Source organism: Rhizobium sp. 05N49, assembly GCF_056396805.1.
Map to the genome: position 1 here is coordinate 52653 of NZ_JBFTME010000024.1, position 18750 is coordinate 71402.

General features: G+C 61.9%; 18 protein-coding genes. 7 read left to right on the top strand and 11 right to left on the bottom strand.

Annotation, left to right across the window (positions count from 1 at the left end):
* Window positions 1–4: 4 nt before the first annotated feature.
* From AC1DF8_RS31140 to AC1DF8_RS31150, 3 genes are all read right to left on the bottom strand, one after another.
* Entirely contained in the window at window positions 5–553 is a 549-nt protein-coding gene (locus tag AC1DF8_RS31140; protein WP_112547432.1) for a DUF1254 domain-containing protein, read from the bottom strand.
* Entirely contained in the window at window positions 546–1133 is a 588-nt protein-coding gene (locus AC1DF8_RS31145) for a DUF1214 domain-containing protein (protein ID WP_112547459.1), read from the bottom strand. The genes AC1DF8_RS31140 and AC1DF8_RS31145 overlap by 8 nt, the downstream gene beginning before the upstream one ends.
* Before the next feature lie 142 nt (window positions 1134–1275).
* Entirely contained in the window at window positions 1276–3459 is a 2184-nt protein-coding gene (locus tag AC1DF8_RS31150; RefSeq protein ID WP_478156456.1) for a transglycosylase domain-containing protein, read from the bottom strand.
* 187 nt (window positions 3460–3646) lie between these two features.
* Between AC1DF8_RS31150 and AC1DF8_RS31155 the strand changes: the two genes are divergently transcribed.
* A complete protein-coding gene (locus AC1DF8_RS31155) occupies window positions 3647–4132 on the top strand; it encodes a YcgN family cysteine cluster protein (protein WP_112547434.1) in 486 nt (161 codons plus the stop codon).
* Between the two features lie 3 nt (window positions 4133–4135).
* Here AC1DF8_RS31155 and AC1DF8_RS31160 read toward each other — a convergent pair whose 3' ends face one another.
* The 3 genes from AC1DF8_RS31160 to AC1DF8_RS31170 form a co-directional block, all read right to left on the bottom strand.
* On the bottom strand, window positions 4136–5644 hold the full coding sequence (locus AC1DF8_RS31160; protein ID WP_478156458.1) for a mechanosensitive ion channel family protein: 1509 nt from the start codon (window positions 5642–5644) through the stop codon (window positions 4136–4138).
* Between the two features lie 132 nt (window positions 5645–5776).
* Window positions 5777–6934: a class C beta-lactamase gene (gene ampC, locus AC1DF8_RS31165; protein ID WP_478156460.1), complete on the bottom strand. Its 1158-nt coding sequence runs from the start codon at window positions 6932–6934 to the stop codon at window positions 5777–5779.
* A gap of 98 nt (window positions 6935–7032) precedes the next feature.
* Window positions 7033–7602, bottom strand: coding sequence for a TetR/AcrR family transcriptional regulator (locus tag AC1DF8_RS31170; RefSeq protein ID WP_478156462.1), 570 nt, complete (start codon window positions 7600–7602; stop codon window positions 7033–7035).
* Window positions 7603–7704: 102 nt separating this feature from the next.
* On the opposite strand from AC1DF8_RS31170, the gene AC1DF8_RS31175 reads away from it, so the two are divergent.
* On the top strand, window positions 7705–8619 hold the full coding sequence (locus tag AC1DF8_RS31175) for an SDR family oxidoreductase (protein WP_478156464.1): 915 nt from the start codon (window positions 7705–7707) through the stop codon (window positions 8617–8619).
* A 78-nt stretch (window positions 8620–8697) separates the two neighbouring features.
* Window positions 8698–9501, top strand: a complete 804-nt coding sequence (locus AC1DF8_RS31180) for an endonuclease/exonuclease/phosphatase family protein (RefSeq protein ID WP_478156466.1) — start codon at window positions 8698–8700, stop codon at window positions 9499–9501.
* 48 nt (window positions 9502–9549) lie between these two features.
* On the opposite strand, the gene otnC is transcribed toward AC1DF8_RS31180, so the two are convergent.
* Window positions 9550–10185, bottom strand: coding sequence for a 3-oxo-tetronate 4-phosphate decarboxylase (gene otnC, locus AC1DF8_RS31185; protein WP_113117939.1), 636 nt, complete (start codon window positions 10183–10185; stop codon window positions 9550–9552).
* Window positions 10178–11440 carry a 3-oxo-tetronate kinase gene (otnK, locus tag AC1DF8_RS31190; protein ID WP_112970605.1) on the bottom strand — a complete coding sequence of 421 codons (1263 nt, stop codon included), beginning with the start codon at window positions 11438–11440 and terminating at the stop codon, window positions 10178–10180. The genes otnC and otnK overlap by 8 nt, the downstream gene beginning before the upstream one ends.
* Window positions 11441–11752: 312 nt before the next feature.
* Here otnK and AC1DF8_RS31195 point away from each other — a divergent pair, with 312 nt between their 5' ends.
* Window positions 11753–12718: an acetylxylan esterase gene (locus AC1DF8_RS31195; RefSeq protein WP_478156469.1), complete on the top strand. Its 966-nt coding sequence runs from the start codon at window positions 11753–11755 to the stop codon at window positions 12716–12718.
* A complete protein-coding gene (locus AC1DF8_RS31200; protein ID WP_112547443.1) occupies window positions 12715–13443 on the top strand; it encodes an esterase family protein in 729 nt (242 codons plus the stop codon). Before AC1DF8_RS31195 ends, AC1DF8_RS31200 begins: the two co-directional genes overlap by 4 nt.
* Window positions 13444–13505: 62 nt before the next feature.
* Here the strand turns inward: AC1DF8_RS31200 and AC1DF8_RS31205 are convergent, their stop codons facing one another.
* The gene (locus AC1DF8_RS31205) at window positions 13506–14411 is read right to left on the bottom strand and encodes a S1C family serine protease (protein ID WP_112547460.1); all 906 of its coding nucleotides are present in this window, start codon (window positions 14409–14411) and stop codon (window positions 13506–13508) included.
* Between the two features lie 131 nt (window positions 14412–14542).
* Window positions 14543–15454 (bottom strand): AraC family transcriptional regulator, encoded by a 912-nt coding sequence (locus AC1DF8_RS31210; RefSeq protein WP_478156510.1) that lies wholly within the window; start codon window positions 15452–15454, stop codon window positions 14543–14545.
* 117 nt (window positions 15455–15571) lie between these two features.
* Here AC1DF8_RS31210 and AC1DF8_RS31215 point away from each other — a divergent pair, with 117 nt between their 5' ends.
* Window positions 15572–16525 carry an SDR family NAD(P)-dependent oxidoreductase gene (locus tag AC1DF8_RS31215; RefSeq protein WP_478156472.1) on the top strand — a complete coding sequence of 318 codons (954 nt, stop codon included), beginning with the start codon at window positions 15572–15574 and terminating at the stop codon, window positions 16523–16525.
* Here the strand turns inward: AC1DF8_RS31215 and AC1DF8_RS31220 are convergent.
* Window positions 16522–18144 (bottom strand): ABC-F family ATP-binding cassette domain-containing protein, encoded by a 1623-nt coding sequence (locus AC1DF8_RS31220; protein WP_183881034.1) that lies wholly within the window; start codon window positions 18142–18144, stop codon window positions 16522–16524. The two genes, AC1DF8_RS31215 and AC1DF8_RS31220, sit on opposite strands and share 4 nt — an antisense overlap.
* Window positions 18145–18309: 165 nt before the next feature.
* On the opposite strand from AC1DF8_RS31220, the gene AC1DF8_RS31225 reads away from it, so the two are divergent.
* Window positions 18310–18750: a DUF1801 domain-containing protein gene (locus AC1DF8_RS31225; protein ID WP_113017129.1), complete on the top strand. Its 441-nt coding sequence runs from the start codon at window positions 18310–18312 to the stop codon at window positions 18748–18750.

Genomic DNA, 18750 nt, shown 5'->3' on the forward strand with positions numbered 1-18750 from the left:
AACCCTAGCGGGCGTCGAGTTCCTCGCAGCCCGCTTCCGTCAGGAAGGCGCGCGCAGCCTCGTCGAAGCTTGCCTGCGGCGCCAGCGTGCGCAGCACCGCATAGCCCTCGGGATGCGCCATCTCGACCATGATCGTCTGCTCCAGCTCTTGCGGGAGGTTCTTTCGAAGGTCCGTCAACTGGATCGGGCCTGCTGCGAGAACATCGAGAGCGCCGCCGACAGAGGTGCGGTCGTTCATGCTGAAGACCTCGTTCGAAGCGCTGTCATAGATCGCGATCGACCAGAAGGGCACATTTCCCTTGGCGGTGAAGTGCACCGGATCCTCGCCCACATCGAAGGAGCAGACGGCCGTGCGCACGAAGGGATCGCCATTGGCGAGCCCTGCTTCATCATATCGGCCGGTCAGCAGATAGAAATTGTTCGGATCGCCCTCCGCCTCCACGCGCGTCGCGGCATCGCGGCCGGTGAAGTGCGGCAGCGCCAGAATGATCACCAGATGCAGAAGCGCTGCGCCGAAAAGCCCGGCGAGAAGGGCAAAGAACACCCTAAGCATTGCCGCATCCGATCTTGGTCAGTTTCGGCATTGACAGGTCGATGACGCCGGAGCTGCCGGCCGTTGGCGTGTCGAACAGCGTCAGCACCAGCCGGAACGTACCGGCTTGCGGCAGTGCCAGCCAGTTGCCGGGCTCGGCCCGCGTCGCAATGTCGATGGTGAAGCTGCTGTCCGGCTGGCGAAGGACCGTCCATGAATTCAGCGCCGCCGGCAGGGCCTGCTGCAGGGAGGCGGGATTGCCGGCATTGTCTGCGGTAAACAGCGTCCACAGCCGTGCCGGCGGCGTCTGGCCGCTGATGCGGTAATGGCAGGCAGCGTTCAGCCGCTCGCCGCTGTCGTCCACGCTTGCTGTAAAGGTCAGGCCTTCGGCGCTGCCATAGAGCAGCTTGCCGGCGCGCGCGCGATGCGACTTCGCATAGGGGTCGGCGTCGACGGTCTGGAGTTCCGGAAAGGCCTCCCAGGCGCCGAGCTTGATCGCTCCGAATCCCTGCGTCGCATCCAGCGCGTAAAGCGAAATCATGATGCCGCCGCCGAAGGCGACGATCAGCGTGATCAGGATGAAAAGGGGAAACCGAAACACCTTGCGCCCTTGAAGATCAAACTTGAAGATCAAATCAGTTGAAAGGGTTACCACTGATTCTGGCAGGGTGGAATGCCATGGGGCGATGTGTCCCCCAACTCTTGGCAAGTCGAAGGGCGGTCCGACCAAAACAGCCGAAGCATCATTCCGCGCTCGCCACCTTCTGCACCTCGAGCGGCGCAGCATCCTTCAGCTTCTCGCCGATACCCTTGAGAATGTTTGTCGATTGCACCGACAGCATGCGCGGGCGGACAAGCGTTGGCACGCCGTCCTTCGGCTTGTTGGCCTGTGCCTTGGCGACATCCTTTTCGGATGGCAGCGGGTTTTCGATGCCGGGGATGGCGCGCAGCGTGACGCCCTGATGGGCATAATCCATGGCGCGCTTGAAGGTCATGGCCGGCAGCGAGCCGCCGGTCATGTTGTTGGTCGACGTGTAGTCATCGTTCCCGAACCAGACGGCGCAGGTATAGTTGCCGGTGAAACCCACGAACCAGGCATCGCGATAGGCCTGCGTCGTGCCCGTCTTGCCGGCGGTGACGACGCCGTTGTCGAGGGCCGCCTTGCGCGCCGTGCCCACATAGGGCACCCGCGACAGCATCTGGTTCATGTAGCTGTCGGCCTGTTCGGACAGCACCCGCCGGGCTGGCGGCTCGTCACGATCGAAGTCGTAGAGAACGTCGCCGTCATAATCGAGAACCTGCGTAATGCCATGGCGGCGGGACTGATAGCCGCCGGTCGGGAATACGGCATAGGCGGTCGCCTGGTCCAGCACCGTCACCTCGGACGTGCCGATCGGGATCGTCACGTCGTCGCGGATCGGCGTTTCGACGCCCATGGCCTTGGCCATGGCGCGGATCGGCTGGATGCCGAGCTTCTCCTTGGCAAGGCGCACCGGGATGGTGTTAATCGACTGGGCGATCGCAGTCTCCAGCGTGATGCGGCCGGCATAACGGTTTTCGTAATTGTGCGGGCTCCAGTTGCCCCAGGAGATCGGCGCGTCGATGATCGTCGTTTTCGGCGTCATCCCGCTCTCCATGGCCACCGAATAGGTATAGACCTTGAAGGAGGAGCCCGGCTGGCGCAGCGCCTTGGTGGCGCGGTTGAACTGGCTCTCGCCATAGTCGCGTCCGCCGACCATGGCGCGCACGGCCCCGCCGTTTTCGATCATCACCATCGCGCCCTGCTTGGCGTGATAGGCCTCGCCATATTCGCGCAGCGACGTCTCGATGGAATCGTCGGCCGCCTGCTGGATGCCCATGTCGATCGTGGTGCGCACGATCAGCGAGCGCTGGTGGAAGCGCGGCGACAGGCGCTGTACCTCATCGAAGGCCCAGTCGAGGAAGAAGTCGGGCGATTCCACCTCGTTGCGGTCGACGACATTGGCCGGATTGCGCCGTGCCGCGATCACCTGACCCTCGGTCATCAGCCCGCTCTGCACGAGATTGGTCAGCACCTCGTTGGCGCGGCCGCGGGCGGCCGGCAGGTTCACATGCGGCGCATATTTGGCAGGCGCCTTGAACAGGCCGGCGAGCATGGCGGATTCGGCCAGATTCACATCGGTGATGCTCTTGCCGAAATAGAATTGCGCCGCGGCCGCCGCACCGAATGTGCCGCCGCCCATATAGGCCCGGTCGAGATAGGTCGCGAGGATCTCTTTCTTGGAGAGATTGGCTTCCAGCCAGAACGCCAGGAAGGCTTCGGTGATCTTGCGGTCGATCGAGCGCTCGTTGGAAAGGAACAGGTTCTTGGCGAGCTGTTGCGTCAGCGTCGAGCCGCCCTGCACGACTTCGCCGGCCTGAGCGTTGGTCACCATGGCGCGGAAGAGGCCGATCACGTCGATGCCGAAATGGTCGAAGAAGCGCCGGTCTTCTGTGGCGATCACGGACTTGATCAGGGAATCCGGCAACTCGTCGATCGGCACGGAATTCTGGTGGATGACGCCGCGATGGCCGATCACATTGCCGTAGCGGTCGAGGAAGGTGACGGCAAAATCGCCGCGGTTGCGCCAGTCTTCCTTGGTGGCCTCGAAAGCCGGCTGGGCGAGCGCCAGCATCAGCACCATGCCGACGGCGCCGAGCGTCAGCCCTTCGCCGGCGAGTTCGAACACCGCACGTTTCCAGCCGCGAACGCGGAAGCGGCGGAAGAAGATAGTTGTGTCTTCCCAGATCTCTGCGGCGCGAAAACCGGCATTCCAGACGGTCGAGTCGATCCACGAATCGATGCGCAGCAGCAGGTGACGGTTTTTCGACTGCTGCTTGCCTTGCCCGTTTTCGGGGCCTTCTGAACCAACATCTGACCCATTATTTGGGTTGTCCGGATCCTGCACGTCCTATATTCCCGCCTGAGCACGCTCGGCGACCGTAGAATCCGGACGCCGGAGCGGGGCCTGAAAGGGGCCGCAACTCTCCGGATAGCCGGAGCAAGTTGAATAATTGGTTGATTTTGCGCACAAGAACAAGAGAGTTGAACGGTCGTCACGCGAATTTGCGGGCGGCTGTTGCAAGAAACGAACGATGAACGATCTGCCCTTCTGGAAGCGTAAGACACTTGCCGAAATGAATGCCGAGGAATGGGAAAGCCTCTGCGACGGCTGCGGCCTCTGTTGTCTGAACAAGATCGAGGAATGGGATAGCGGCGATGTCTATTTCACCTCGATCCGCTGCAAGCTGCTCGACAGCGAAAGCTGTCGCTGTTCCAGCTACCCGAACCGCTGGGATTTCGTGCCCGATTGCGTTCAGCTGACCAGGGAAAACGTTCCCGAAATCGCATGGCTGCCGCCGACCTGCGGCTATCGCCTCGTCAATGAGGGCCGTGATCTCTATTGGTGGCATCCGCTGGTCTCAGGCGATCCCGAGACTGTCCATGCCGCCGGCATTTCCGCCCGCGGCCGCACCATCAGCGAAAACGAGGTCGCTGTCGACGATTTCGAGGATTACGTCGTCGACTGGCCGCTGACGGTCGGAGATGATGCCAAGGAGCCCGAGGAAAAGGCCGGCTGACCGTCATGACCAGGTGCTGTGAGGGATCTGGAACAGATGCCTTATGCGCGTCGTCAGCGTCGTTGGATGGCTGGCTTCGGCCGACACGCCTGCACTGAAATGATGCTTCTCGGACTCGATCCGGCGAGACAGCAGCAGACCAAGCTCTTCGGCAAGTGCCGGCCGCTCCTGCATGATCGCCGCGAGGTGATCCTTGGCGATTTCGTAGACCACGACGGATGTCAGCGCACGGATATTGGCCGGCTCAAGCGCACCCATCAGCACGCCGCGTTCGCCGAAGAGATCACCGGGCGCGATTCTGGCGAGTTCGATCGTCTCGTTGCCTTCCTTCCGCTCGACGACGGCAACGCCGCGCCGCACGACCATCAATGATGTCAGCGACGTATCCTGCGTGGCGATCAACGCATCCTTCCGGAAGGTCAGCCGCTTCATGTCGGCCGCAAGCGATTCCTTTTCGTCTTCCGTCAGCGTCGAGAAGAGCGGAATGGCGTTGAGCAGGCGCCAGGCCGAGTTCGGATGTTTCCCGGCGTCCTCCGGCGGATCCGCAGCCGGGGGAAGCGACGACCCTGCAGGTGACGCAAGCTGCAGGCCTGACGCCTTGATGTGACGATAGACGAGATCGTAGACTTCGTTCCGGGCAGCGGTCGCCTCGCCCAGTCCGGAGACACGGAAGGAGAGCTCGAATTCGATGGCACTGCTGTCAAGCCCGGTGACGCTGACAGTCGGGACGGGGGACTTCAGGATGGCGTTGCTGCTCAAGAGTACCGTGCGCATCGTCTCCTCGATGGTCGCCGGCGGGCTTGAAGGCACGACCCGGATTTTCAGCGAGACGCCATGGGCTTCTTCAGGGCTGGTCAGGTTCGTCAGCCGCGCCTTGGCGAGTGCGCTGTTGGGTACGATGACAAGGTCGTTTGTGCCGTTCAGGAGATGGGTGGAGCGCCAGTTCGTCTCCACCACGCGGCCCTGCACGCCGTCTTCGAGAACGATCCAGTCGCCGACGCTGTAGTGCCTGCCGAGATTGAGCGCGACACCCGAAAATACGTCATTCAGCGTACTCTGAAGCGCAAGGCCGAGCACGATGGCGAAGACACCCGATGTCGCAATCAGTGTGCCGATTGGCGCGCCGAAGACGTAAGCCACGACCGACAGCCCGGCGCCGAGATAGATGATGCCGACGACGAGATCCTGCAGCAGCCGTGCCTCGCGCGGCTTGCGCTCGAAGATCAGGAAGAGCCGCACCGAACTCGCCAGTACCATTGCGCCACCGATCCACCAGACGGCCTTGGCGACCCCGACGAAAATGCGCCGGAAAAGATCTTCGGCCTTGCCCATGTCGGACGTATAGGGGGCAATCTCGTGTTTCACGAGCAGCACGGTCAGCAGCGCGAAGAAGATGAAGTTGGCGATCAGGCGGAAGGCGGGTTCCCGTCCGAAAATGAACCGCGCCGCGCCACTGRCCAGAACGAGAACAATAAACTGGTACAGCGGATCTTCGAGCGTCTGCCATGACATGCAGGACATCCTGATTGGGGGTTGGACCCTATATCACGGAAGAAGAAGTCCTGTCCTCTGACACGAATGGATAGGGTGTCGTGACCGCTGACAACGCCGGCCGGGATTCTTGCCCGGCCGGGCATTTGACAGCTATTGCGCCGCGAAGGCTTCCAGCGCCTGGACTAGCTTCAGCCCCGCTTCGGCGCGGACCGTGTTCGGATAGTTCCGGTTCGCCAGCACCGTCAGGCCGATATGCAACTTCGGCACCAGCACGACATAGGCGCCGAAACCGTTCGTCGATCCGGTCTTGTTCATCAGCACTGCCGTCTGCGGCGCAAGCGGCTTTGTCCGTTTTTTCACGGGCTGGCTTTCCAGGCTCATCTTTGCGGAATTGCCGTCGAGAAGCTGCTTTAGCGCGACGGGCCAGGCATATTGCTCCCAGACCATGTCCTGCGTGTAATAGGCCGTATCGAAATATCCCGTATGCGTTTTCTCGATCGCAGCCCTGAATTCAGGTGCAAGAGCGTCCGGCTTCAAATTGGCGTCCAGCAGATGCACCATGTCGCGGGCCGTGGTCTTGATGCCGTAGGCCTCGTCGTCGAGGACGCCAGGTCCGACGCGGATCGGCTTGTTGGCCTTGCCATAACCGAAGGCGTAGCGATCCATGGCATCAGGCGGAACCGCGATGAAGGTGCTTTTCAGACCGAGGGCGGGAAACAGCTGCCCTTCGGCGGCTTGCCGGTAGGTGCCGCCGAGACGCTCTCCGGCAATGCGCCCGAGCAGGCCGATGCTGACGTTGGAATAGGAGCGCATGGTGCCGGCCTTATAGGCTGGCTTCCAGCTCTTCAGGTACCTCATCAGCTCGCTATCATCCGTCACGCTGTCGGGAACCTGCAGCGGCAGGCCACCTGATGTATGGGTGGCGAGATTGACGAGGGTGATCTTGTCGAAAGCGCTGCCCTTGAGCTCCGGCAGGTAGGTCGAAACCGGCTGATCCAGCGACAGCAGGCCGCGCTGTTCGGCGACGGCGGCAAGCGTGACATTAAAAATCTTGCTGACGGAGCCGAGTTCGAAGATCGCGTCGCTGGTGACCGGCGCTTTCGTCTCGCGCGCGGCTTCCCCGCGGGTATAATAGAATTCCGAGCCATTGATCGTCACGCCGACGGCCAGTCCCGGAATGTCGTATTCCCTGATCACCGGCTGAAAAACGCGATCTGCTATCTCCTGGAATGCCTTGTCCGTCATGTCTGCCGCGTGAAGCGGGCTCGCCGACAAGGCGAGGGCGATAAGGCAATGTCTTGTGTTCATCGGGCGGTTCCTCTTTGCGCAGCCGGCGACATGGCCGACACACGGTCGATAGCGTGGCCTTTTGCCCCTCCACAAACGATAAGAACTCGCAGGAGGCCCTAGTTAAATTGGGGCTTGAGAGCGGCAAGAAAGAGCCGCAGTTCCCGCTCCACGTAATCGGCAACCGCGCCATCGGACGAGAAGCCCCACCAGAGCAGCGATCCCTGCCATTGCGAGAGCATCAGCCTGGCAATGGTCTGTGCTTGACTGTGCCCCTCGAAACGCTCGGCAAGTGCCGAGATCAGTGCGGTCCCCCACGCCCCGCCGCGGGCGCGCAACACCGGGTCGCGGAAGTCTTCGCGCAGCAGAAGCAGGCCTTCCGCATAGGAGGCGGGATTATCTCCATAGTCCTGGGAAAGGGCGGCCAGAAGCGCGATCGCTCCGTCCGAGGTCTTCGGCAATGTATCGGCAAGTCGGGCGGTTTCAGCATCCAGCCGGTCCCAGGCGTGGAGCAGGGCGGCGCGCAACATGCCGGCCTTGGTGGCGAAGCGCTGCACCAGCGTCGAACCGGAAAGGCCGCTCGCCTTCGAGACCGCCGCAAAGGTCACCGCATCCGGTCCCTCCGACTGGATCACATCGAGAACGATCGACAGCAGCTGTTCATCGGAAAGCGTGCGCGGACGCGGCATGAAATTCCCTCTTGCGTTCGCCTTATTTATGAACGAACATTCGTTTATATACAAGCGAGCCGATCGATATGGCCAATTCTTTCTAGCGGGGAGGACAGCGAAGTGACAGTGAACTTGAATGGAAAGGTAGCACTCGTTGCCGGCGGAACGCGTGGTGCCGGCCGCGGCATTGCGGTGGAACTGGGCGCGGCAGGCGCGACCGTCTATGTGACCGGCCGCACGACCCGCGCGCAGCAATCCGAATATGGCCGGCCCGAGACCATCGAGGAAACAGCCGAATTGGTGAGTGCGGAGGGTGGGCACGGCATCCCGGTGCAGGTGGACCATCTGGTGCCCGAGCAGGTCGAAGCGCTGGTTGCCCGCATCCGAGCGGAGCAGGGCAGGCTCGATATTCTCGTCAACGATATCTGGGGTGGCGAACATCTGACGGAATGGAACAAACCGGTCTGGGAACATTCTCTCGACAAGGGCCTGCGCATGCTGCGGCTTGCAATCGACACCCATTTCATCACCGCCCACTATGCGCTGGCGCTGATGATCGAGCAGCCGGGCGGCCTGCTGGTAGAGGTCACAGATGGCACGGCGGATTACAACGCCACCCATTATCGCCTCTGCCCCTATTACGACCTGGTGAAAACAGGCACGAACCGCATGGCCTGGGCGCATGCCAAGGATCTGGCAGCCCATGGCGCCACTGCCGTCTCGCTTTCGCCCGGTTGGATGCGTTCGGAAATGATGCTGGAAATTTATGGGGTTAAGGAAGAAAATTGGCGTGACGGTACGAAAGTCCAGCCGCATTTCGTCATATCGGAAACGCCGCGGTTCACCGGCCGAGCCGTCGCCGCACTCGCTGCCGATCCCGATCGCAACAGATGGAACGGCCAGTCGCTCTCGAGCTTCCAGCTGGCCGATGCCTATGGTTTCACCGATCTCGATGGCACCCGGCCGGATTGCTGGCGGTATCTCGCCGAAGTGCAGGAGCCCGGCAAGCCGGCAGATGACGCTGGCTATCGCTGATCCGATGGACTGCAGCCCTGGGCATTGATCGGCCGGCGAATCTGCTAGTCTCCTCCCGGAAAGGGAGCTCGCACGACTTTGCGTATCATTTCACTGAATGCCTGGGGCGGCAGCATCCACGCGCCGCTGATCGACTATCTCGCGCACGCGGAGGCCGACGTCTTTTGCCTGCAAGAGGTGATCCGGTCAGCGCCCGATACGCCGGAATGGCTGGAATATCGCGACGGCGGCACTCGGTTGGCCCAGCGCGCCCGTCTCTACGACGAAATCGCTGCCGTTCTTCCCGATCACGACGGTTATTTCAGCCCGTTTGCGCGCGGCGACCTCTTTCACGGCGAGATCCTTTTCCCGTCCGAATTCGGGATCGCCACCTTCGTCCGCAGATCATATCCTGTCATCGGGCAGGCGGCGGATTTCATCCATGGCCGTTTCTCGCCAGATGGCTGGGGCGAGCATCCGCGCTCGCGCAATGCCCATTGCATCCGCCTGTTCGATCATGCCGGCGGCTTTTCCGTCACCATCGCCCAGCTTCACGGCCTGCGCGATCCCGCCGGCAAGGGCGACATCCCGGCACGTCATGCCCAGGCGGATGCACTCGTCGAGCTGATCGAACGCGTCTGGCCGGGTGATGAACGCCTCGTCGTTTGCGGCGATTTCAATGTGCTGCCTGACAGCATAAGTTTCGAAAAGCTTGGCCGCCTAGGCCTCAACGATCTCGTCACCAGCAGGGGTTTTACCGATACCCGCACCTCGCTCTATCCGAAGGAAGGGCGCTTTGCCGATTATATGCTGGTGACGCCAGAGGTCGTGGTGGAGCGCTTCGAGGTCATCGAACAGCCCGAAGTTTCCGATCACCGGGCGCTCCTGATTGAGCTTGCCTAAGCAATTCCGAAGGCGAGAAGCGGTTTTGCGTCCGGAATGGCGCAGGAATTAGCGCAGCTTGAAATGCCGGTTGAGGTCGGCGATCTGCTCCTCGTTCAGCTGCCGCACCTTCATGCCGCGCGTAATGATCGAAAGCTTCGCCGCCTCTTCCAGCTCTTCGATCGCGAAGACGGCAGAGTCGAGCGTCGCGGCCGAAACGATGGGCCCGTGATTTTCCAGGAGCACGGCGCTGTGTTCGCCCGCAATCTCGGCAATCAGCGGCTTCACGTCGGTTGAGCCCGGCCGCGTATAGGGCACGACCGGCACTTTGCCGACGCGCATGACCACATAGGGCGTCAGCGGCGGGATGGCGTCTTTTGGATCGGTATCCGCAAGGCAGGAAAGGGCAGTCGCATAGGTGGAGTGCAGGTGCACCACGGCGCCTGTTTGCGGCCGCTTTTCATAGAAGGAGAAATGCAGCGGCAGTTCCTTGGTCGGCGCATCGCCCGACAGATGCCTGCCGTCGCTATCAAGCTTCGATAGCCGCTCGGGGTCGAGGAAGCCGAGGCAGGAATTGGTCGGGGTCGCGAGATAGCCTTCTGCGGTGCGCACGGAAATATTGCCGGAAGAGCCGGCCGTAAGCCCCCGGTCGAAAAGCGATTTTCCCCAGCGGACGATGGCTTCACGCAGTAGGGTCTCACTCATGGCCTGCAATCCTGTCCAATGCCTTGGCGAAAAAGTCGGGCGAGCCGAAATTGCCGCTCTTCAGCGCGAGTCCGATCGGCTGCATCGGGTTGCCGCGTTCCGATACCAGCACCGGCACGCCGGGATCGATCTCGGCGCCGATGATCATATGCCTGAGGCCGAGCGCCTCGACCACCGCGCCTGAGGTTTCGCCGCCGCCGACGACGATCAGCTGCGTGCCGGAATCGGCAAGCCGTTTGGCAAGGCCGCCGAAGAAATCCTCAAGAATCTTCGCCGATTCCTCGCGGCCGAAGCGCTGCTGCACGAAGCTGACGACTTCAGGCGAGGAGGTGGAATAAACGATCGGATTGTCGGCCGCATTGGAAGCAACCCAGTGGGCGGCATGCTCCACCGACATGGTGCCGCGCATGATCGCCGCCGGGTCGATAGAAAGGCCTGGATGATTCTGGAGATGGCAGGCGACCTGGTTCTGAGAGGCGAGCGAACAGGAGCCGCAGAGGATGACACCAGGCCCGCTGACGACAGGCACTTCGGCCGGGGCGCCAGAGAGCTTGCCGCGCCTGGCGAAATTGCGCGCCAGCCCCTGGGCCAGTGCCGACCCGCCGGTTACGAGTTCATGATCGGCGACGGCTTCGCCGATTGTCAGCAGATCGGCATCCTCGATCGCATCGACGACGACGAGACGATTGCCATCGGTCAGCTCATCGCGCAGCCGGCGGCGGATGGCTTCCGAACCCTGGCGCACCGTATCGAGCGTGATGCCGCCGACACCGCCGCGCGTCTGCAGCCGCAGCCAGCGGCGAATATCCGGATCGGTCATCGGCGTCAGCGGATGGTTCTCCATGCCGGATTCGCTGAGCAGCTTGTCCTTGACGAAGAGGTGGCCCATGAAGACCCGTCGGCCGGTTGCCGGAAAGGCTGGGCAGACGACGGTGACATTGGCGCCGGTCAGTCGCTGCAACGCTTCGGCCACCGGGCCGATATTGCCTTCAGGCGTGGAATCGAAGGTCGAGCAATATTTGAAGAAAATCTGCTCACAGCCCTGATCGAGCAGCCAACGTGCCGCATCCATCGATTGCCACACCGCTTCCTCGGCCGGTATCGAGCGCGTCTTCAGCGCCACCACACCTGCTTCGCAATTGACCTTGCCGCGGCCGGGGCCGACGAACTGCATCGTCGACATGCCGCCGCGGGCAAGGGTGTTGGCTAGATCGCTGGCGCCGGTAAAATCGTCGGCAATGGCTCCAAGCAGCATGTCAGGTGCGCTCCGGTAGACTATTGTTCAATTGGTCCTCGATATGGACGCGGATGGTGTCATCAAGGGATGTCCCGGCTGTGAAACCGGGCGAAAGAGTGCGGCTGGCATCGAAACTCTGCGCCGATCACAAGGATTTTCATCTGAAACGGTCCTCCGACCGATGAAGTGAACGCAAACCAGAACGCGTTGTCGCCTGAGTCGGCAGACATAGTGCGTTTCCAGTTAAGACCAGCCGGGCACGGCTGTCACGCAATTTCGGGCAGAGGGCGTACCTTGCTTCGAGAGCGGTTTCGCGGCAACAAGCAGGGCATGAGCATTCCGACAGACTATCCGTTCGACTTCGATCCCACCTACGGGATGACGCTTGCCGATCTGCAGGCCATCCGCCCGCCTGAGGCGCCTGAGGGATTCGATGCTTTCTGGCAGAAGCGTTATGCGAAGGCGCTGGCGGTCAAGCCCGGGCCACGCCTGAGCCCGAGCAAGGATACCCATCCGGATTGGCAGGTGCGCGATGTCGTCTACACCTCCACTGATGATATCAGCATCGGCGGCTGGCTGCTCACGCCCCGCAAGGGCGAAGTCAGGCGCGGCCTCGTCGTCGGTCACGGCTATGGCGGGCGCGACCAGCCGGAATTCGATATTCCGGTCGAGGAAACCGCAATCCTCTTTCCCTGTTTTCGCGGCATGTCGCGCAGCGCCCATCCGCCGATTTCGCCCGACGCCACCGGGCATGTGCTGCATGATATCGATGATCCCGACCATTACGTGATCGGCGGCTGCGTCGAGGATCTGTGGGTAGCGGTGTCGGCGCTGCTCTCCCTCTATCCTTCACTCGACGGTCACATCGGCTATAGCGGGATCAGCTTCGGCGGCGGTATCGGCGCGCTCGCCATTCCCTTCGACAGCAGGATCGAGCGCGGCCATCTGACGGTGCCGACCTTCGGAAACCGCAAGCTCTGGCTGACATTGCCAACGGTCGGCAGCGCCCACTCGGTGCAGGAATACGCAAAGACCCACTCGGGTGTTTTGGAAAAGCTGCGCCTTTTCGACGCCGCAACGGCTGCGACCCGCATCAGAATACCAATGCTGGCCGCCGTGGCCCTCTTCGATCCAGCCGTCGCGCCGCCATGTCAGTTCGCGGTCGCGAACGCTCTGCCGAGATCAAAATTTAACGAAATCTTCATCCTGGATGCCGGGCATTTCGACTATGCTGATAGTGCAGTGCAGCAAACTGCGCTGCGCGAGCGAGTCGGGCGGTTTTTCAGGGGTCTATGAACCGAGAATATCTGCGCTGGTACAGCGATCGGCTCCATCGTGACATGGAGCTTCTGGTGTTCGGGCATGCCGGCGCCAAAGTTTTGATGTTCCCAACGCGGGAAGGGCGCTTTTGGGAATATGAACATCTCGGTATCGTCGCCAGCCTCGCTGAAAAGCTCGAGGCCGGCCATTTGCAACTGTTCTGCATCGAAGGCCTGGCGGGCGAGACCTTTTACGATTTTGGCCGTCACCCGGCCGATCGTATCCGTCGCCATATCGCGTTCGAGGAATATGTACTGAACGAGGTCCTGCCGTTGATGGAGAGCCGCAACGGCCACGAATGCACCATCGTGCACGGCTGCAGCCTCGGCGCCTTCCAGGCCGCCAGTCTCGTCTTCCGCCACCCGCATCTCTTTCGCAAGCTGGTGGCCTTTTCCGGCCGCTACGACCTGACGATGAAGGTCGAGTCCTTTGGCGATCTTTTCGACGGCTATTACGACGAGACGGTCTATTTCCACACGCCGACGCATTTCCTGCCGGGTCTCACGTCCGACTGGCGGTTGGAAAAACTGCGGCAGGTCGAAATCGTCCTGACGATCGGCAACGAGGATCCCTTCCTCGACAACAACCGCTATCTCAGCCGCCTGCTCGCCGAAAAGGCCGTCGGCCATCAGCTGCATTTCTGGGATGGCAGGGCGCATCGCGCAGGAGCCTGGCGCCGGATGGCGCCACTCTATATTTAAACGCTGCCGGATGGCGCCACTCTACATCTAAACGCTGCCGGATGGCGCCACTCTAACTCTGACTATTGCATCAGCGGCTTCTTGAGGAAGCTGTTGCGGTCAGCGGATTTGATGCGCAGCCAGGCCTCGCGGCCGTTCCGCAGCACGCGCATGGGAATTTCCGCCCCTGCCGGGCCGCTGCCCCAGACCTTGCGGTAGAAATCGGCAAGCCCGTCCACTTCTCCGTCGCGGATTTCCGAGATGACGTCGCCCTGCTGCAGACCCGCCTGTGCCGCAGGACTACCCTTGGCAACGCTCATGACAACCACTTCGCCATTGCTTTCGGCCGAAAAGGCGCCGAGCCAGGGGCGCGGCGGGCGGTCGATCTGGCCGCGATTGAGCAGGTCGTCGAGGATCGGCGGCAGAAGGTTGATCGGTACGACCATGTTGATGTCGGCCACCTCGTCGCCCTGTACCATCTGCAGACGCAGCGAGCCGATGCCGAGCAGCTTGCCGTCGTCGCTGACGAGTGCTGCACCGCCCCAGGAGGGGTGGGCGGGTGCGATGAAGATCGCCTCGTCGAGCAGATATTCCCAATAGCCCGCAAATTCCTGTTTGGCGACGATATTGGCCTGCACGAATTCACCAAGGCCGTCGGCAAAGATCACGGCGTCGCCGACCGTCGTCTTGACCTTGTCGCCGATGTCGATGGCCGGCAGGTCGAGAGGCGCAAGCGACTGGATGAGGCCGAAGCCGGTTTCCTGGTCGTAGGCGAGCGCATGACCCGGAACCACCTTGCCGTCATGGCGGGTCAGCCAGATTTCGTCTGCTTCGGTGATCAGGTAGCCGATGGTGAGCACCAGCCCGTTTTCCCTGATGACGACGCCGCTACCTTCCCGGCGGGTGCCCAGCGTATTCGCGGTGAAGGCATCTTCGGGGATGGAGGCGCGAACGGCCACAACTGACCGCAGGATCCTGTCGATATTCATGGTTTCATCCTCGTAAGGCGCGGCACAAAGGCCCAGAATGCAGCGAGGGCCGGCAAGGGCCGGACGCATACCATTCTCTGTATAGGTATGAAACGACAGCCGTTTCTGCAAGACCCGCGGCCTGCGGTCTTTTACTCCGCCGCGTCCCGGCCGTATTGCCGTGGCGAGCGCGCCATCACCCGCTTGAAGGCGGTGCTGAATGCGCTTTCGGACTCGTAGCCGAGGGAAAGTGCAATCGTACCGATCGGTTCGCGGCTGTTTGCCAGCCGCTCGCCCGCCAGCATCATGCGCCAGCGCGTCAGGTAATCCATCGGAGCAGCACCGACTTTCTGCTTGAAACGCTCCGCAAAGGAGGAACGCGACATGCCGGCCATGGCTGCAAGCTGCTGTAGCGTCCAGCGCCGCGCCGGCTCGGCATGCATGGCGCCGATCGCCGCGCCGATCTGCCGGTCGGCGAGCGCAAAGAGCCAGCCCGTGCCCTCCGTATCGGGTGCCGCGAGATAGAGCCGCAGGATCTGCATCAGCATGATATGTGCCAGATGCTCGGTCATCAGGAAGCCGCCAGGGTGCCGCCCGCGCAATTCCCGCGCCATCTGGTCGATCGCAAAGCGCAAGACCGATGCCTGGTCCGAATGCTCGCGGATATGCACGACCGGCGGCAATATGCCGACGAGCAGGTCGGCGCCGGCGCCGGAAAAGCCGAAACGGCTGCCGACGAGGAAGAAGGCGCCGCCGCCATTGCAGACCGCGACACCATCCTTCGCATGCGCGTAGATGTCGTCGGCCGGGATCGGCTCAAGGCTGCGATCGCTTGTCATCCGGAAGGACCGGCTCTGCGTCAGCAGAAAACAATCGCCTTCTTCCAGTCGGACAGGCTCGGCGACACCATCCACCTCCAGCCAGCAGCCGCCTGAGAGGACTGCGTTGAACTTGATACCCTGCGGTGGCGGAAAATCGATCGCCCAGTCGCGGCCGGCATCGAGACCGAGCGAGACGTAGCTTTTCGGCTTCAAGAGCGCCAGCACATCGGAAAGTGGATCCATGGATACGGAACTCATGCGGAAATCCGGACGATCGCAAACATATCACGGACTTTAACGCATAGATCGTATGGGCGCCACCGCACTAGTCTCCGGGCGAAAATAGAGAAGGAGACATCCATGGAAAACGCACAACACCCCATCGGTTCCGGTTTTGGCGCTCGCTCGACGGCCGAAGACGTGCTCGCCGGCATCGATCTCACAGGCAAACTGGCAATCGTCACCGGCGGACATTCCGGCCTCGGATTGGAGACGACGAAGGCGCTGTCGCGGGCCGGCGCACATGTGCTTGTCGGCGCACGTCAGCCGGAAGTGGCGGCCAAGGCGCTCTCGGGCACCACCAATATCGAGGTCGACAGGCTCGATCTTTCCGATCTCGAAAGCGTGCGGCAGTTTGCCGAGCGCTTCGTGGCCTCCGGCCGCAAGGCCGATATCGTCATCAACAGCGCCGGCATCATGGCCTGCCCGGAAACGCGGGTAGGGCCGGGCTGGGAGGCGCAGTTCGCCACCAACCATCTCGGCCATTTCGCGCTCGTCAATCGCCTCTGGCCGGCAATATCAAAAGGAGGCCGTGTCGTCTCCGTCTCCTCAGCCGCTCACGGCATCACGCCGATCCGCTGGGACGATATTCAGTTCAGTAGTGGCTATGACAGGTGGCAGGCCTACGGGCAGGCGAAGACCGCAAATGCGCTCTTCGCCGTACATCTGGACAGTCTGGGCAAGGATTCCGGCGTGCGTGGATTCTCGCTGCATCCCGGCAAGATCCTGACGCCGCTGCAGCGGCATCTGGAGAAAGAGGATATGGTCGCCGCCGGCTGGATCGACGCTGACGGCAATGCCATCGACCCGACCTTCAAGACACCCGAGCAGGGTGCCGCAACACAGGTCTGGGCCGCGACCTCGCCAAAGCTTGCAGGCCTCGGCGGCCTCTACTGCGCCAACTGCGATATCGCATCCATCTCCGACGACGGGGCGGAGACCAGTGTGCGCGCCTACGCCGTCGATCCCGACGAGGCTGCCCGTCTCTGGGCGCTCTCGGCGGAATTGACCGGTGTAAACGCGTTCAGCCGTTAAGCGTGGATGCCGGGCGCTTCGTAACCGGTGCGCTCGACATACTCGGTATAGCCACCGCCATACTGGTGGATGCCATCAGGCGTCAGCTCCAGCACGCGGTTGGAAAGGGCTGCCAGGAAGTGGCGATCGTGCGAAACGAAGAGCATCGTGCCCTCGAAATCGGCGAGCGCCTTGATCAGCATTTCCTTGGTATCGAGGTCGAGGTGGTTGGTCGGCTCGTCGAGCACGAGGAAGTTCGGCGGGTCGAACAGCATATGGGCCATGACGAGGCGGGCTTTCTCGCCGCCGGACAGCACGCGGCAGCGCTTGTCGACGTCATCACCCGAAAAGCCGAAGCAGCCGGCAAGCGCGCGCAGCGGCGCCTGGCCGGCAAGCGGGAAGGAATCTTCAAGCCATTCCAGCACGGTGCGTTCGCCGTCCAGCAGGTCCATGGCGTGCTGCGCGAAATAGCCGAGCTTGACACTGGCACCCAGCGCCACGCTGCCGGTATCCGGTTCGGCCGTACCCGTCACCAGCTTCAGAAGCGTCGATTTGCCGGCGCCATTGACGCCCATGATGCACCAGCGCTCCTTGCGGCGGACCATGAAGTCCAGCCCTTCATAGATGGTGCGGCTGCCGTATTTCTTGTGCACGTTCTTGAGGTTGACGACGTCTTCGCCCGAGCGCGGCGCCGGCTGGAATTCAAAGGCCACCGTCTGGCGGCGCTTCGGCGGCTCGACGCGCTCGATCTTTTCCAGCTTCTTGACGCGGCTCTGCACCTGCGAAGCGTGGCTGGCGCGTGCCTTGAAGCGCTCGATGAACTTGATTTCCTTGGCAAGCATCGCCTGCTGGCGCTCGAATTGCGCCTGCTGCTGCTTTTCGTTCTGTGCCCGCTGCTGCTCGTAGAAGCCGTAGTCGCCGGAATAGCTGTTGAGCGAGCCGGCATCGATCTCGATGATCTTGGTGACGATGCGGTTCATGAACTCGCGGTCGTGCGAGGTCATCAAGAGCGCGCCCTCATAGGTCTTCAGGAACTCTTCCAGCCAGATCAGGCTTTCGAGATCCAGATGGTTGCTCGGTTCGTCGAGCAGCATCACGTCGGGACGCATCAGCAGGATGCGGCCGAGCGCCACGCGCATCTTCCAGCCGCCCGAGAGCGCGCCAACATCGCCGTCCATCATCTCCTGGCTGAAGCTCAGGCCGTCCAGAACTTCGCGGGCGCGGCCTTCCAGCGCATAGCCATCCAGTTCCTCGTAGCGTGCCTGCACTTCGCCATAGCGCTCGATGATCTCTTCCATCTCGTCCATGCGATCAGGATCGGACATGGCCGCTTCCAGCTCGCGCAACTCGGCGGCAACGATGCTGACGGGGCCGGCGCCCTCCATGACTTCGGCAACCGCGCTGCGGCCAGCCATTTCGCCGACATCCTGGTTGAAATAGCCGATCGAGACGTGTTTCTCGACCGAGACCTGACCTTCATCCGGCAGCTCTTCGCCGTTGATCATGCGGAAAAGCGTGGTCTTGCCGGCGCCGTTCGGGCCGACGAGACCGATCTTCTCGCCCTTGTTGAGGGCTGCGGTAGCTTCGATGAAGAGGATGCGGTGGCTGTTTTGCTTGCTGATATTTTCTATACGGATCATGTCTTACGCGGGAGCTTGGGAGAATTTTGGCGCCCTTATGCCACGGGTTTGCCGCCGTGTCGCAGGTTTTCCGCGTCATGAAGCTGTGATCTTTGCAGCCTGTGTCCATTCCGCACGACTGGAAATCGAGACATCCTTCCTTATTATCCCCACGGGGAGGAGCCCATGACCGACAAGATATCCGCCAAGCCGGCAAAACCAGCGGAACCGAAGCTGCTGTCCGGCGGCAATCCGCAGATCGCCAAAGGCGAGGGCGATGGCCCGGTGCAAGCCTATATCGCTGCCATGCCCGGCTGGAAAAGCGATGTCGGCCGTCGCCTCGACGCACTGATCATGCAAACCGTTCCCGATGCCCACAAGGCCGTCAAATGGAACTCGCCGCTCTACGGCATGAAGGGTGACGGCTGGTTCCTCGGCGTTCACTGTTTCAACAGATACATCAAGCTGGCCTTCTTCCGCGGCGCCGCCCTGCAGCCCATGCCGCCCGAGGAATCCAGGACTGCGGAAACGCGCTACTTCCACATCCATGAGAACGACGTGATCGATGAGGCACAGATTGCCGATTGGGTGAGACAGGCAAGCCTGCTGCCCGGCGAGAAAATGTAA

Bases quoted from the DNA above. Each gene is read 5' to 3' on its own strand.
- AC1DF8_RS31215 (WP_478156472.1), top strand. From the start codon at position 15,572: ATGGAAAACGCACAACACCCCATCGGTTCCGGTTTTGGCGCTCGCTCG.
- AC1DF8_RS31225 (WP_113017129.1), top strand. From the start codon at position 18,310: ATGACCGACAAGATATCCGCCAAGCCGGCAAAACCAGCGGAACCGAAG.
- ampC (WP_478156460.1), bottom strand. From the start codon at position 6,934: ATGAACACAAGACATTGCCTTATCGCCCTCGCCTTGTCGGCGAGCCCG.
- AC1DF8_RS31220 (WP_183881034.1), bottom strand. From the start codon at position 18,144: ATGATCCGTATAGAAAATATCAGCAAGCAAAACAGCCACCGCATCCTC.
- AC1DF8_RS31195 (WP_478156469.1), top strand. From the start codon at position 11,753: ATGAGCATTCCGACAGACTATCCGTTCGACTTCGATCCCACCTACGGG.
- AC1DF8_RS31210 (WP_478156510.1), bottom strand. From the start codon at position 15,454: ATGGATCCACTTTCCGATGTGCTGGCGCTCTTGAAGCCGAAAAGCTAC.
- AC1DF8_RS31205 (WP_112547460.1), bottom strand. From the start codon at position 14,411: ATGAATATCGACAGGATCCTGCGGTCAGTTGTGGCCGTTCGCGCCTCC.
- AC1DF8_RS31155 (WP_112547434.1), top strand. From the start codon at position 3,647: ATGAACGATCTGCCCTTCTGGAAGCGTAAGACACTTGCCGAAATGAAT.
- AC1DF8_RS31140 (WP_112547432.1), bottom strand. From the start codon at position 553: ATGCTTAGGGTGTTCTTTGCCCTTCTCGCCGGGCTTTTCGGCGCAGCG.
- otnC (WP_113117939.1), bottom strand. From the start codon at position 10,185: ATGAGTGAGACCCTACTGCGTGAAGCCATCGTCCGCTGGGGAAAATCG.
- otnK (WP_112970605.1), bottom strand. From the start codon at position 11,440: ATGCTGCTTGGAGCCATTGCCGACGATTTTACCGGCGCCAGCGATCTA.
- AC1DF8_RS31200 (WP_112547443.1), top strand. From the start codon at position 12,715: ATGAACCGAGAATATCTGCGCTGGTACAGCGATCGGCTCCATCGTGAC.
- AC1DF8_RS31170 (WP_478156462.1), bottom strand. From the start codon at position 7,602: ATGCCGCGTCCGCGCACGCTTTCCGATGAACAGCTGCTGTCGATCGTT.